We start from the raw sequence: 14777 nt of genomic DNA on the forward strand, positions 1-14777 counted from the left end.
GGTGAAAAGAACAACACAATGGTAGGAATTGGGATGAATTTATCGAGAATAACAACACCATAATCGAGCCAGATACGGCTCGATTATGGGCAATTGAAAAGCAGTTAAATTAAAAAACAGTTATGCCGCTTGAGTCGCGATGGTTTTTCGCTGATTTCGAGTCATCAAATGATAAACCACCGGCACAAAGTAGAACGAGATAAGCGTGGTTAACACAGTACCACCCACAATCGCGACCGCAAACGGAGGCCAGAAACCACCGCCAGCAATGATCAATGGCATAAAGCCGCCAACAGTCGTTATCGTGGTTGAACTGATATGTCGAGTGCATGACATCACAGCTTCAACGACTGCATCTACATTACCTGATGAAGCCTCTTTATCGAGTTTCAATTCCGTCAGAATAACAATGGCCGCGTTAATCGCTAAGCCTGCAATCCCGAGCATCGCGATAATCACCGTAAAGCCGAACGGATAACCGAAGATCCATACCGACAACAGCCCTAGTCCACCAGCCAACCCTGCTACCATGAAGATGATGCTGCTCATTCGGAACGAGTTGAACGACATCACCACCACCAACACCATCAATACCACCACAACGGCGACATTCGAGATAAGGCTGTTAACTGAATTATCACGCTCAGCGGATTCACCACCGAAACCAATCGTATAACCCGATGGCATCTGATAGCTTGCTAAGCGTTTCTGGAATTCATTAAGGACGGTTTGAGGTAAAACACCCGCTTCAATGTAACCTTCAATGGTGTTCACTCGTTGCCCGTTACGACGGGTAATCGCACCACGACTGGTCGTCAATTCCAGTTCTGCCAGCGTCGAAACATTGATCCCTGTTGAGTAGACATCAGAACTGATTGGCAGACGAATATTGCTTAAGTGAACCAAGTTTTCACGCGCCTCATCTGCCACACGAACACGGATTGGTACCGACTCACTGCCTTCAATCACAGAGCCACTTTCACGACCTGTCAGAGTAGTTTGCAGCATACCTGCGAACTGGTTCAATGAAATACCATTCAGCTTTGCGGTGTCTTCATCAACCTTCAACCACACCTTCGGAGTACCTGGTTGCAGGGTTTCCCTTGTGTGCGTGACATGAGGAACACCCGCCAAAATTAGACGAACATCTTCACCAATCGCTTTTAGGGTATCGAGGTTTTCACCATACACTCGCAGTTCAACGGGCGCGGTAAATGGAGGCCCTTGGTTAAGCTTACGTACCAAGATTTGTGCTTCCGGCACCTCTTCATCCAACACCTTTTGCAACTGTGGAATTAGCGTATTGGCTTGGTCAAAGTTCTCTGTTTTCACCATGGCTTGCGAGAAGTATGGCGCATTATTTTGCCTTGCTTGCAGGTTGTAATAGAAGGATGGGAAGTTTGCACCCACGAGCCAATCGATACGCTCCACTTCAGGGTAACGATGAATGATATCGTCGATTTTTTCAGAGGTGTTTTTAGTGGCATAAATGCTCGCTTGCGGCGGCATGTACACCTGGATCTCAAACATGTCTCGGTCTGATGGCGGGAAGAATTGCTCAGTCAGCTGAGACATACTCCAGTAACCGGTAAACGGAACCAACAACACCAAAACAATCGTGATGATTGGATGCGTGACACCAAAGCGGACAGAAGATGAGAACCAGCGCGTCAAAGCCGGGATTCTCAAACCCGTCATGTACCAATGGTGCTGCCCTTTCTTATCGACATCACTGAGTTGTTTCGGCAATAGCTTGGTCGCTAAGCCTGCGATTAAGGTGTGCGAGATGATGTAAGAGCCGATCAATGAGAAAGAAACGGTAATCGCAATACCACCGACGAACTCACCCGATGCACCCGGCATCAAGATAATCGGGGCAAACGCCAACACGGTAGTTAAAGTTGAGCCTAATAACGGCACCCATAAATGCTTCAATGCATTCATGGTCGCTTCTGCTCGTTGTTGCCCTTTCAAACGATAAGCTTGAATGGTATCGACCATCACCACCGCGTTATCAACCATGATCCCGAGCGCCACAATTAGGCCTGTCACCGACATTTGGTTAATCGGCACACCGGTCATTTTCATGATCGACAAGGTCAATAATGAGGTTAACGGCAGAGAAATGGCGACTAAGATCGCGGCACGCACGCCTAAAGTGACAAACAGAACAATCAAGATCAGACCGAAACCGATCATCAAGCTTTTGCCTAAATCGTCTAAGCGAGTTTCGGTATAACCTTGCTGATTAAAGAGCACGGTCACCTTAACGTTACTTGGTAACTCTTGCTCAAATTTACCAATCAGAGCATTAGCTCGCGACGTCCAGTTATCAACTCGCAGATCAGGGTGCATTCTTGCCGCGACAATCACACCCGGCTCACCATCAACAATAGCAATCTGGTCTTGTGGGGTTTTCTCACCACGTTTCACCGAAGCAATGTCTTCCATACGGATGATGTGACCTTTGCTATCAGTGGCTATTGGCACTTGCTTAATGCGTTCAATGGAATCCAGTTCAGATTTAATTTCTAAGCCAAAGCGAGAATAAGCACTGACCAGTTCACCGGCAGAGTTTTTCGCATCTGCTCCTTCCAAAGATTCTGCGATATTGGCACTTGAACGACCAAGCGCGGCTGCATCTGCGGTACGTAAACTGATTTGAATCTCTTCTTGTGGCATCCCGTATTCATCAACGAATTCAGTACCCGACAAAGTTCTTAGTCGCTTAGCGAGTTCTTTGGCATAACGACCCAGCGTTAACCTGTCAGGCTCGCCTGCACCAGACCAGGTTAGAGATGCGATGGTTGTAAAAGCATAGGTATGGTCGCTATCGAGATCGGGAGAATGAGAGCCCGCAGGCAAAATGGATTCGATGTCAGATAGCTTGTCGCGAGCTTGAGACCAAACCGGCTCAGGTTCGGTGATGGTGTCATTCAATTCTAAGGTGACAATAGACACGCCCGGCCTTGACGTCGAGCTCACGAGTTTAACTTCACTCAGCTCACGCAGCTTGTTCTCGATAACTTCTGTTACCAAGGTTTCAACACGCTCGGCACTGGCTCCGGGGAAACTGGTAGTAATGTTCGCGTAACGGTTGATGATTACTGGATCTTCTGCACGTGGCAACGTCATGAACGCCGAAATACCACTCACCATCAGCAGTGCGGTCATTAAGATAAGCAGTCGAGTGTTGGAAATAGTCTCTATGATTTTCATGCTATTTCCTATTCAGCAGTAACGCTTGCTGGCTTCACGGTTTGTCCGGGAACTAAACGATGTAAGCCACTGGCAATCACTTGTTCACCGTCTTCAATCGCCCCACTCACGTACGCTTGTTGATTGTTGGCAAACAACACTTGAACACTTCGGCGCTCAACCTTGTTGTCTTCACCAATCACAAAGATGTTCCACACACCGCGCAATCCATCAATCAAACCCGTTAATGGCACCCAGTAGCCTTGGTCGTCAATCTGTTCGTCAAATTTCAGATAGGCAAGTTGTCCTTCTAATACCGCTGATTGTTCAGGAAACAGATAACGCAAACCGACACTGCGAGACTGTGTGTCAACCATTGCGCCCGGATTCAACAGGCTCACAGCGAATTCATCTCGCCCGACGCGAATACTTGGTGCGGAAAGTGAAGTAACCTTTTTCATTTGATGGGCAGGAATACCGATAAAGGCTTCTTTCCCTTCAGAGGCAAGCAGTGTAAGAGTTGGATTCCCTACATTCACCACATCTCCGAGCGAAACAAAGCGCGTCGCGATAGTGCCCGAATAAGGCGCACGAACCGTCGACTTAACCAACTTCAATTCATTGCCTTTTACCGAGGCATCAATACGCAATAAGTTCGCCTGCAACACGCGCTGTTCACTGGTTAACGAATCAATTTCCGCCTCAGCACTGAAGCCTTTTGCTTTCAATGAACGTTGACGTTTAAGGTTCGCTGCCACCAAACTCAATTGAGCTTTGACTTCTTCAGCCTGCGCTTTCAGTTGGCTAGACTCGGTTTCCAAAAGTTGGGTATCCAGTCTGATCAACGGCTGACCCGTTGTGACTGTGTCACCGACATCCACCAGAATCTCGTTTACTTTTCCGGCCAACTCGAAACCTAAATTGGCCTGTTGACCCGCCTTAACCACACCGACATATTCGCGTTGTACTGCATAAGAGGAAGACAGCGCCAAGGACATCGTTTCCACGGTTAAAATAGTTTGGACGCTCGATGCCGTTTCAGAGGTTGAATCAACCGACTCTTGGGCTTGTTCCTTTTCGCCACATCCAACAAGAAAAGCCGACAACGCCACTGCCACTGCGCTTCCCTTCATCAATTTATACATACGTACTGTTCCTATGCGGTACTCAATTATGTTCTTTTTTTAGACTAACCAAATCAAACTAGACTGTCTAGTTTGATTGTGTTAAAAATAAGTTTCATCGTTAATGATTGATAAAACCATCACAAAAAGCATAATGCTTAGCGTAAAACGAGACACATAGAACTGAGCACCAACAGGCACCAAGCAAAGAGACAAACTAGGTAACGAGACAACACTAAGTAACGAGAAGCAAGCACGTGACTAAAATCATCAAGAGTGAACAGAAGAGATCGCAGATCTTAACCGCAGCCAGCCAACTTTTCTCTGAACATGGCTTCAAGATCAATATGGATCAAATAGCCAAAGCAGCGAACGTTTCCAAGCAAACGGTCTACTCTCACTTTAAAAACAAAGACGAGCTTTTCGAAACCTGCATGCAAACTAAGTGTGCCGAGCGCGAACTCAGCCCTTCTGCTTTTGATATGAATGCCACTTTGGAAGACGAATTGGTGAAGTTTGGTGTGAAGTTTCAAGATTTGTTACTTGATGAGCAGTCCAGACAGACCTTTCAAAATGCTGTGAGCCAATCCAACACGCACCCAGAGATCGCCTCTATCTATTTAGAAACTGGGCCTCAGAAAACCACCAAATTACTTGCTGATTATTTGCAGTCGAAAATAGACTCTGGTGATCTCACACTGTCGACATCAAGCTCACCAGTCATTGCAGCACGCCAACTGTTGCTGATGTTTCACGGCAAATCGGCGTATTGGTCATTCTTCGGTCACGATAGCGGAGAATCCGAAGAAGAAAGGCTTCACTACACTCGCGAATGTGTCGCGCTATTCTTGAACGGCAACCAGCCTCGTTAATTGTAGCTCTATCTTTGAATAAAAAAGGCACAGAGAAATTCATCCTCTGTGCCTTATCAATCATCAGTCACTCTCAGCAATAACAGCGATCGGTTTATTGGGTATGTTCCACAACGATCAGCTCATCGGTATTGAAGCCACGCTCTTTCGACATGGCTTTAAACTTCTCCATCACTTCTGGTGCGACTTCAGGCGTTCTTGCGAGTAGCCATAAGTAATCGGTGTCGGGCCCAGAAACAAACGCGTATTGGTAGCCCTCTTTGTCTAATTCAAACACGACATAAGCGCCGTAGAAAGGGCCAAAGAAAGACACTTTCAAATAGCCTTGTTCAGAGCCCTCAACGAAGTACGCTTTTCCTTCCGCTTCGTTCCACTCACCTTCTTCCGCCGAATAACCACGGTTAATCACCTTCACGCCGCCATCATCACGAAGGCTGTATTCAGCGCTGATGTTGTCTAAGCCACGCTCAAACGAGTGATCCAAACGAGCCACTTCGTACCATTTCCCTAGGTATCGTTCCAACTCAAACTGTTGAACAGGCTTTACCGTTTCGGGCATGCCAACACAACCACCCAATAAGATCACGCTAAGCAGCAATAATATTTTTTTCATCCTAACCTCGACTTGTTTTTATTAGTAATGCGAGTAAGTCTCTTGAAAACATAAACTTACATCCTTGGTAATACGTTAAATCCATTTTTATAGCTCACTTAACTGTAATTTATTCAGAACCTTATGTGAATTGTTTAGTCTGCGAATGGATTCGCAATCCTTTATTGACGAGCTGTATTCCCACAACCACCTCAAAAGGCACTGGAATTACATTCAAACAAGAGAGCAACCAAGGACACTTTATTATTAAAAATTCACGATATGATTCTCGCCACTCGCTTTCTATACTTACTAAACCGTGGAACATGGAAGACATAATAATGAATAACAAGCTCACTCTGCCACGTACTGCATGGATAGCATTACTCACAAGCTTATCGGCCGTAGCGCCGGTGCTTGCACAAGCCAACACCGTTGTCCAAGCGCAAACAGCAGTTCAAACACAAACAGCAGTTCAAGCGCAAACATCTGTTCATAACCAAAGTGCTGACCAGATCTTTATCAATGCTGATATATACGGGCATTGTGAGTCGGACTCGATCGTTACCCACAAAGGCAAGATCATCTTCATTGGTAACCAATCACAGGCGCAAACTTTTCAAGGGCAAAGCACTGATGTCATTGATTTAGACAATGCCTTTGTCCTTCCGGGATTTATTGATAACCATAACCATGTGTTTGAAGCCGCCTCAGAGCTGGGTGGCAATTGTGAACTCGACTCTGAAGCAACGTTAGAAGAGCAAATCCCCTACTTAGAAGCGTGTAAGATCAATGCTGATACCGATGGCAGAGGTTGGCTTATGGGCTATGGTTTTTCTTTGGAAGCGACGCTCGATAGCGACTCTGACTACACGCCACTAGAGATCATCGACAGTGTCTTCCCTAATCGCCCCGTGGTGCTTATGGAGCAGACTTCACACTCGATGTGGGTCAGCTCAAAAGCACTAAAAATCGCTCGAATCAGCCAACAATCTCCAGACCCACAAGGCGGTGTTTATTTAAAAGACCAAGACAGCAGCAAGCTCAATGGCATCTTGCTAGACAATGCTGGCGATCAAGTGATGGAGATGGCTTGGAATAGCCAAAGTGAACTGTTTGAGCAAAGCTACCAAGGCTTAATGTTCGGGCTTGAGGAAGCGGCAACCCACGGCATCACCACCATTGGCGACGGTCACATGTATTGGAAACGAGGTTGGTATGACGTTTGGCTAGAGGCCGAGCAAAATCAAGACTTAACGGCGCGAGTATCGCTACGCCCTTGGGTGTACCCATCGATGGTGATGTCTTCTCAATTAGAAGTCTTTGAGAAAATGCATTCCGACGATAAAAGCTATCTGTTACTTGTCGATCAGGTGAAAATGTACAGCGATGGCATCTTCATCAACGGCACCGCCAAAACACTCGCGCCCTACTTAGATACTTATCTGCCCCAGTCTCCTAATGGCTTGAACTATATTCCACCAGAACAAATGAAGGAGTGGCTAACTGCGCTCGAGAAAATCGGCTTTAGCGCCCACATTCATGCCATTGGTGATGGAGCGGTTCGTGAATCTCTTGATGCGATAGAAAGTATTCGCAAACAAGGTTCAACCAAACCCTACACCCTAACCCATGTCGAATTAATCAATGATGAAGATGTGCCACGCTTTCGCCAATTAGACGTGACCGCAGATTTCCAAGTCGGCTCTGATTACGTTGCAAGGCATCAACACCAATGGGCCGAAGCTTTTCTTGGTGCTCGCCGTGCCAAAGCCATGATGAACCTCGACGCGATACTCAAGACCGACGCGAATATCACCTTAAGTAGTGATTGGAATGTACACGACATCAACCCTTTGGTCGGCATCGCGAACAGTTTAATCATGGGTAAAACGGGCCTAACTGATATCTACACGGCTATCGACGCTTACACGATTAATGCCGCTTCTAGCTTGGGCATCGACGACATCACTGGATCTATTGAGGTAGGAAAATCGGCGGACTTCGCGATTCTCGACCGCGACATCACCACAGTGTCAGCAAGACAAATCGCCAAAACTCAGGTGTTGATGACGGTGTTACGCGGGAACGTGGTTTACGAAAAATAGAGCCAATTCGCGTATCGAATTGGTTATCGCAACTCAAACGAAAACGAGCCAGCTTATTCAACTGGCTCGTCTGTTATTCACATCTGTATTTTAGTTCTGTTACGCGTTGGTCTCTTTAAGCGCTTTCACATGTGAATCTTGTTTGTCATCCAGAGCAAAGTAGATCTTCGATACAATCACTTCCGCAACCAGAATCGTAAATACCACAGCGAAGAAAGCAACCACGCCGCCCCAAGGTCCTGTAAAACTCACCTTATCTCCGAACAGAAGGTTAATCGCTTCTAGCATCACGAATTTTGAGCCCACCAAGATAATGTAAGTGGTGATTGCTCGGTACACCTTAGGTGCAGTGCCCGGCTTGCTTTTGAAGTGTTCAGCAATCTTGTGCTCTAAACCAATAGAGAGCTTCAATAATAGCTGCAACAACAACGCCGCAATCAAAGATATAGTGAAAGACTCAATGTTGACGAAGTCCCAGTACTCATCGAAGAAGTTAAGCACTACTAAGTCCACCAGCACGGCTAACGTGTAACCTACGAATAGACGTTGTGGTGTGTTGAACCCGTAAACTTTGTCTGATTTAGTCATTCTGTCTCTCTCTAATCTAATTTGATAAGTCGCCTTGATTTGAAATACATCTTAGCGTTCGAATCGAAGCAAAACTTACCATTTCATGACATCGCCAACATTCATTCCTCAAATTAATGATTCGACAAAAATCCCCTTTGCCTCTCTTATAACAATAGCAAAAACACGCCCAATTCATCACTGTCACCAAATGGCCATTCTTCAAATGCTGCGCCCCATAAGATGACTCCATCAGCGACACACACTCATTTCCAAAAGGTGCAGATTATGAAAAAACTAATCACTAACGCGAACGTATTTAACGGTGTTGATAACAACTTAATCGAGAACGTATCAATCCTCATCGAAGATAACTTGATCACTCAGATTGGAGAGATTGACCCAACGATTGCCGATGAAACGATTGATGCTCAAGGTGGCACGGTCATGTCAGGCCTGATTGATGCGCACGTTCATATCACTTTATCTGCACCATTCAATGTCATTGATACCATGACGCGTGAAGAAGTGGCGATTCGCTCAGCAAAGATTTCTGAAGAGATGTTAATGCGTGGCTTTACCACCATTCGTGATGTAGCAGGTAACACGCTTGGCCTTAAAAACCAGTATCGACAACGGCTATGCCACTGGCCCACGTATTCTGCCTTCAATGGCAGCTATCTCACAAACCTGTGGTCACTCCGATTACCGTCAAAACCAAGCACAAGAGCGTTTAGCAAACGGCCATGAAGACTCACCTATGAGGAAGCTTGGCGCAATGAAAGTGGCAGATGGTCGTTCAGAAGTCTTAAAAGCGGTTCGCGAACAGCTATTTATGGGCGCATCCCAAATCAAGATCATGGCGGGTGGTGGCGCATCTTCAACGTTTGATCCGCTAGACACATTGCAGTTCACATCTGAAGAGATGAAAGCTGCGGTTGATGCCGCTTCAGATTACGGCACTTATGTCGCTGCGCCGAGCAGCTGAAGCGGGCGTGATGTCTTTCGAACACGCGACCATCATGGACGACGACATTGCCGAGATCATTAAAGAGAAAGGCATTTGGGTGATTCCTTCTTACTTTACCTCTTCATTGATTGCAGAGCGTAAGATCCCACTACCAAACGAAGAGACATACCGCAAAACAGAACGCGTAGGTAAAGCCATGTTCAAGTCGGCAGAACTGATTAAGAAATACGATATCCAAAACATCGCCTTTGGTACCGACTGTGTGGGTGAAACCAACGTTCATGCGACACAATTGAATGAACTTGGTGCGATTGAGCAAGTATTCGATACCATCACCGCGCTTCGCATGGCGACATCAAACTGTGGACGCCTGTTCGAAATGTCGACTTATCAACACCCATACCAAGAAGGCAAGTTAGGTCAGATCGTTGAAGGCGTGTATGCCGACTTATTGATCATCGATGGCAACCCACTGGAAAGTGTTGCTTGTGTGGCAAACACAGAGACACTAAAACTGATCATGAAAGACGGCAAGGTGTACAAAAACACGCTTTAACCTCGAAAAGCGCTCGTCCATTCACCATAAAAGCAACAAATCTAAAGCAAATAACCGAGATGACTAACTTGGTTGTTTGCTTTTCTTTGAATCGCCTAAAACTGATCTCGCTTTCGACCAACAAACTCTGACAACAACTCGATTCTATTTTAGATCAGCATAAATTGTGGTTGGAAAACCAAGGCGGCGAACGAGCACAATTAGGTAATACCGATCTAAGTAATCTAGCGCTTCAAGATGTTGACCTTCGTTGCGCCAACCTGATACGTACTGATTTTAGTGGCGCCGATTTATCGGGTGCGAACATGAATGAGGCTGATATCACCTACGCCAATTTCAGCCACACGAACCTCAACAATACCAGCTTCCGCGATGCTGACTTGCGTAACGCCAACATGAGTTACGCCCAAATGCTCAACGTCGATTTACTGCGCGCCGATTTATTCCGTACCGATTTCAGCAATGCCCAAGTCAGTGACTCTGCTTTCAAACGAATCGACACAAGCAATACCATTATTGAGTTGCGAGATCCTACCCGACAGTGTCTCTCTGCCAAGTAGGTTCAAGCAGCGATGATCTCCAATGCGCTGATATTGTTGCATATTCATTCGATTATTCGATAAATACCGAATTGGACTGGGCACTCACCTACTGAACTCAGGTCGTAATAGCAGATCTCGCACCCCATATCACTAAGCATCGAACGACATTGTTCTTACTTGGTTTTTTGTTCTTACATATTTTCGATTCTCATGTATTATGTGCGCCCATAATTGTATGACAAATATGTAGCGCCGTTTCTGTATGACCAAAGCCACCAACCACGCGATTTTGCTCTTAGTATTCGCCAACCTGCTCGCCTCCTTTTCAGACGTTTCACTAAAAGTACTGAATGGCGAAGTGCCCACGTTCCAATATGTGTTTATCCGCCAGCTATTGAGCGTGATGTTGCTGCTTCCTTTTTGGCTAAAGCTACCCAGAGAGACGCGCATGCAAGGTGGCTGTCGCATCAACTTCTTACGGGCTCAATTCATCCTAGTAGGTAGTGGCTGCGCAATGATTGCCATCACACACCTAACGTTGGCGACCGCAAATGCGATGTTCTATGTTGGGCCCATTCTTATGCTCCCGCTTTCTATTGTTTTACTGAAAGAGAAGCCGACATCATCAAAAGTGGTGGCGACATTGATTGGTTTCGTGGGTGTGTTAATCGTGTTGCGTCCAGAGCAATTTCACTGGGCCGCTATTGCAGGGTTAGGCAGTGCGCTCGCGATGGGTGTCGGCAATATTTTGATTAAACGTCTTCACGCAGAACAACACATTATCTCGACACTATTTTGGACCAGTGTGATGACTCTACCGCTGGCGTTGGCTCTTGCTCTGCCTGCATGGGCGGCGATTGAATGGCGTCATGTTGGGTGGATTATGGCAATCAACCTATTCGTTCTGGGGTACCATGCCCTTGTGGTGGTCGCTTATAAAAAAGCGCCAGCAAACCAAATTGCTCTCGCAGAATATTCGGGGTTGGTGTTTGTGACCCTATTTGGCGTGATGTGGTTTGACGAGATTCCAGACATGTTGACCCTTGTCGGTATTAGCCTGATCGTCATTCCTATGATGCCAATAAAATGGAAGAAGTATTTCAGTAGGCCAAACCAGACGGCCCTTGATATAGAAGCTAATCAGCCTAAGCCTTAATCGTCGGCAGCATCATTACTGCGCATCGAGCTAACCCACTTTCGACCTATTCAAATGAGAAAAGGGACCGGTATTTCTACCCGTCCCTTTTTATTTTCGTTTGTGTAAGGTATTACTTAAGCTTGAACACCAACACTTTGTTGTATGCCGTTACCATCAGTAAATCTTGCTGTTTCCCGCCAATTTCTAGATTGCTGATATGGCCCGCATCGATAGCAATGAAGTCTATTTGCTTACCGTCTTTATCGAACACACCCACGCCACCATGCGCTGCAACAAAGAGGTTGTCATCGGCATCAACAGCAACGCCATCAACCATAGGTTCAGAGCCAGACTCCGCTTTCACTTGAGCAAATTGCGTCTTATTGCTGAGTGACTGTCCATCAACATCAAATCGGTATACCCAGCCATCAGATGTGTCGGCAACGTATAACGAAGATTCATCAGAAGAAAAAGCGATGCCGTTTGGTAACTTGAACTCTCCAGTGATCAACTTTAGATCACCATTTAGGTAACGATAAACGCCATTAACCGCTTGCTCTGGTTCTGCCTTTGCTGGGCCGTAACCTTGGATACCAAACGGAGGATCGGTAAACCACACGCTTCCATCGCTATTAACGGTTAAATCGTTCGGGCTATTAAGCAGCTTGCCGTTATACGTTGCAGCGACAATCACTTTCTCTCCGTTGCCCTGACGGTACGACAGCTTTCTATCATGGCGGGCAGCCCACAGGTTGCCTTTGGCATCAATATCGAGACCATTGGCATAGCCAGAATTGTCATCAAAAACGCTCAACTTGCCGTTAAGGTCGTAAGAATAGGTTGTGTTATTTGGAATATCGCTAAACAAGAAACGTTGATGTTCCACATCCCATGTAGGGCCTTCAACAAAGCCGAATGAGTCTCCAACCAATGTTGGGTTGCTTTCTACAACAGAGGCAGCTGAAACATTCACAGAGGCAGCCATTGCAGCGGTAATAAGTAGTAATTTGTTCATTGTTCTTCTCCTTTCTGTTTACGTTTTGAATCTTAGTTGCTTGAAGGAGTGAGAAAAACAGTACAAAATGACTTCACTGTTTACTAAATGATGTTAATGATGAATTTGATTTATATGCAGACCTTCTTGACTGTCGCCGAAGAGCAAAGCTTCACCAAGGCCGCTGAAGTATTGGATGTGTCAAAAGGTTTGGTGTCTCGGCATGTACAACGACTCGAAGAAACATTGAATTCTAAGCTGTTTCACAGAACGACTCGTTCTATCAGCCTCACGGAAGTGGGTGAAGAGTTGTATTCGAAAGCGAAGCAAATTCAACTATTAGCAATCGAAGCGGAAATGCGTGTCTTAGACATGACGCAGGAAGTGGCAGGCGATTTGAAAATTACCGCGCCGATAGAGTTTGGGCGTGCGCTTTGTCGTCATATCATCCCTACTTTCAAGCAAGAGTACCCAAAAGTGGATTTGATTCTCGACTTTGGGCCGATGAAAAAGAAGATAGAGTCTGGCGACTTTGACATTGCTTTCCGAGCCTACGATGAACTCCCTAATGATGTGATTGCCAACGATCTCGGACATATCCGCAATGTTCTGGTTTGCAGTGCGGGTTACGCATCGACTAACCCACTTGCCACCACTAAAGACATCCATAAATGCAGCTTCATTCTTAACAGTCAAAATGAACGCTGGAATCAGCTGGAGTTGAGCAATGGCGAACAAACCTACCATGTTGAAGTAACCGGAAGTGTTAGCTCTAATACCTACAGTTCAATTTTAGAGTTAGCGATGCAAGGGATAGGTGTCGCCAGCTTGCCGTTCTATCAAGTTGAAGAGCAGATCAAACAAGGTAAGCTTATTCACGTGTTCCCAGAATGGTCGATAAAAGCCCAAAAGCTAAGCCTTATCTATGCTCAAAGAAGGGTAACACCGCAGAAGTTGGTCACTTTTAACCGAGCCGTAAAAGAGTGGTTGGAATCGAATAACGCTTATACGTTGTGAGTTTTAGAACGCTAAACCTTTCAATTGGAACGTATGTGCGTTCCATTCATATCAGGCTCAATCGCAGTGCTTTCAATAGCTGATAGGCTGCCGTGTATTCGTCGATTTTGAAACACCCACCCCCTCTAACTCCCCCTCCAATTAAGTTTATCCCCCCTCTAGATTGACGACCGAGGGGGAGAACCTTCTTTAGCGCTGAATGTGTAACTGCACATGTAACGATCTGTATTCAGTTCCTCCCCTTTCTACGAACCACAATGGATTGTAGATACTGATTAAGGGGAGGCTAGGAGGGGATTTTTAGTAGGACTAACACGGATTTGCCCCAAACCTTCTCAGAACCTGCAAACGGAACACCTGAACAGTACACCAATAGACCAAGTTGATCTAATCCGTACGTTGTTCACTTTTTACGGAGTTTTTCCGTAATTCGACCCCACAACTATATGCCGATTCACATAACAGGTTGATACCAGTTGAGTTTCATAATAAATGGCAGCAACATAGACGGAATGCAAAGACGGAAAAGTCCGTCTATAAGGCGTCATATGCTTGAAGGAGTATTAGAAAGTGGCAACATGCTACCACTGGGGTGGATCTAAAGGATCAGATTGTAGAGCTATCTCTCCTGAGATAGTTTATCAAGATAGGAATGGCCATCATTACTGTTTATTACACACCCCGAAGTACTACATAGGACCGAAGGTTTTTTTTATTGGTGAAAAGGCAGATTACAGTCCTAAATCACGTCAATTCGAAAAAAATAAATTTGATGAGCAGCTTGAAATTCTGATAAAAAATCAGGAATCAGAACTGATTATACGCTTTGATAACATCTATTTTCCAGAAGGTTTCAGTAATTCATTTGACTCGTATAATCAGCCAGAAAAGATATTTCAACTTATTGGTTGTTACAATTTAGGCTCTTTTTCCAACGGACAAATTAAATCCGTAAGGATAGATAAATGTGAGATGAATGGTCTTCATGCTCACAATCGGTGTTTTTCAAGGTAGTTGTCATCATTTGCTTACTTATTAAGCAGCTTCTCTTTCTGGATTTAGGTGAACGTCACCAACAGGCGCACAGTTCCTGATATCA

The 14777-nt window shown here is 45.6% G+C and carries 11 protein-coding genes and 1 pseudogene; 7 read left to right on the plus strand and 5 right to left on the minus strand.

The genetic code is table 11. The annotated features are described in order from the left end of the window. Positions 1-120 precede the first annotated feature (120 nt). Together F0229_RS03170 and F0229_RS03175 are read right to left on the minus strand one after the other, a co-directional pair. Positions 121-3219 carry an efflux RND transporter permease subunit gene (locus F0229_RS03170; RefSeq protein WP_171732207.1) on the minus strand — a complete coding sequence of 1033 codons (3099 nt, stop codon included), beginning with the start codon at positions 3217-3219 and terminating at the stop codon, positions 121-123. Positions 3220-3227: 8 nt separating this feature from the next. Then, complete coding sequence (locus F0229_RS03175; RefSeq protein ID WP_171732208.1) at positions 3228-4343, minus strand: efflux RND transporter periplasmic adaptor subunit; 1116 nt, start codon at positions 4341-4343, stop codon at positions 3228-3230. A 236-nt stretch (positions 4344-4579) separates the two neighbouring features. Between F0229_RS03175 and F0229_RS03180 the strand changes: the two genes are divergently transcribed. After that, complete coding sequence (locus F0229_RS03180) at positions 4580-5194, plus strand: TetR/AcrR family transcriptional regulator (RefSeq protein WP_102393158.1); 615 nt, start codon at positions 4580-4582, stop codon at positions 5192-5194. Positions 5195-5288: 94 nt separating this feature from the next. On the opposite strand, the gene F0229_RS03185 is transcribed toward F0229_RS03180, so the two are convergent. After that, positions 5289-5807, minus strand: coding sequence for a lipocalin family protein (locus F0229_RS03185; RefSeq protein ID WP_017060193.1), 519 nt, complete (start codon positions 5805-5807; stop codon positions 5289-5291). Between the two features lie 320 nt (positions 5808-6127). On the opposite strand from F0229_RS03185, the gene F0229_RS03190 reads away from it, so the two are divergent. Further along, complete coding sequence (locus F0229_RS03190; protein ID WP_171732209.1) at positions 6128-7894, plus strand: amidohydrolase; 1767 nt, start codon at positions 6128-6130, stop codon at positions 7892-7894. 99 nt (positions 7895-7993) lie between these two features. On the opposite strand, the gene F0229_RS03195 is transcribed toward F0229_RS03190, so the two are convergent. Beyond that, the gene (locus F0229_RS03195; protein ID WP_017068109.1) at positions 7994-8482 is read right to left on the minus strand and encodes a hypothetical protein; all 489 of its coding nucleotides are present in this window, start codon (positions 8480-8482) and stop codon (positions 7994-7996) included. 267 nt (positions 8483-8749) lie between these two features. Between F0229_RS03195 and F0229_RS03200 the strand changes: the two are divergent. The 3 genes and pseudogenes from F0229_RS03200 to F0229_RS03210 all read left to right on the plus strand — a co-directional run bounded on the left by F0229_RS03200 (position 8750) and on the right by F0229_RS03210 (position 11685). Then, a pseudogene (locus F0229_RS03200) lies at positions 8750-9987 on the plus strand (amidohydrolase family protein). A 164-nt stretch (positions 9988-10151) separates the two neighbouring features. Then, the gene (locus F0229_RS03205) at positions 10152-10547 is read left to right on the plus strand and encodes a pentapeptide repeat-containing protein (RefSeq protein WP_171732210.1); all 396 of its coding nucleotides are present in this window, start codon (positions 10152-10154) and stop codon (positions 10545-10547) included. Between the two features lie 244 nt (positions 10548-10791). Further along, complete coding sequence (locus F0229_RS03210; protein WP_102332974.1) at positions 10792-11685, plus strand: DMT family transporter; 894 nt, start codon at positions 10792-10794, stop codon at positions 11683-11685. A gap of 112 nt (positions 11686-11797) precedes the next feature. Here F0229_RS03210 and F0229_RS03215 read toward each other — a convergent pair whose 3' ends face one another. Continuing rightward, positions 11798-12682, minus strand: a complete 885-nt coding sequence (locus tag F0229_RS03215) for an SMP-30/gluconolactonase/LRE family protein (RefSeq protein WP_171732211.1) — start codon at positions 12680-12682, stop codon at positions 11798-11800. 99 nt (positions 12683-12781) lie between these two features. Here F0229_RS03215 and F0229_RS03220 point away from each other — a divergent pair, with 99 nt between their 5' ends. Next, positions 12782-13678, plus strand: coding sequence for a LysR family transcriptional regulator (locus tag F0229_RS03220; protein ID WP_171732221.1), 897 nt, complete (start codon positions 12782-12784; stop codon positions 13676-13678). Between the two features lie 570 nt (positions 13679-14248). Further along, positions 14249-14692, plus strand: a complete 444-nt coding sequence (locus F0229_RS03225; protein ID WP_171732212.1) for a hypothetical protein — start codon at positions 14249-14251, stop codon at positions 14690-14692. The last annotated feature ends 85 nt before the right edge of the window (positions 14693-14777 follow it).

The organism is Vibrio sp. AIC-3, from assembly GCF_013114515.1.
Classification (GTDB): domain Bacteria; phylum Pseudomonadota; class Gammaproteobacteria; order Enterobacterales; family Vibrionaceae; genus Vibrio; species Vibrio crassostreae_C.

Bases quoted from the DNA above. Each gene is read 5' to 3' on its own strand.
- F0229_RS03170 (WP_171732207.1), bottom strand. From the start codon at position 3,219: ATGAAAATCATAGAGACTATTTCCAACACTCGACTGCTTATCTTAATG.
- F0229_RS03175 (WP_171732208.1), bottom strand. From the start codon at position 4,343: ATGTATAAATTGATGAAGGGAAGCGCAGTGGCAGTGGCGTTGTCGGCT.
- F0229_RS03185 (WP_017060193.1), bottom strand. From the start codon at position 5,807: ATGAAAAAAATATTATTGCTGCTTAGCGTGATCTTATTGGGTGGTTGT.
- F0229_RS03190 (WP_171732209.1), top strand. From the start codon at position 6,128: ATGAATAACAAGCTCACTCTGCCACGTACTGCATGGATAGCATTACTC.
- F0229_RS03195 (WP_017068109.1), bottom strand. From the start codon at position 8,482: ATGACTAAATCAGACAAAGTTTACGGGTTCAACACACCACAACGTCTA.
- F0229_RS03210 (WP_102332974.1), top strand. From the start codon at position 10,792: ATGACCAAAGCCACCAACCACGCGATTTTGCTCTTAGTATTCGCCAAC.
- F0229_RS03215 (WP_171732211.1), bottom strand. From the start codon at position 12,682: ATGAACAAATTACTACTTATTACCGCTGCAATGGCTGCCTCTGTGAAT.
- F0229_RS03220 (WP_171732221.1), top strand. From the start codon at position 12,782: ATGAATTTGATTTATATGCAGACCTTCTTGACTGTCGCCGAAGAGCAA.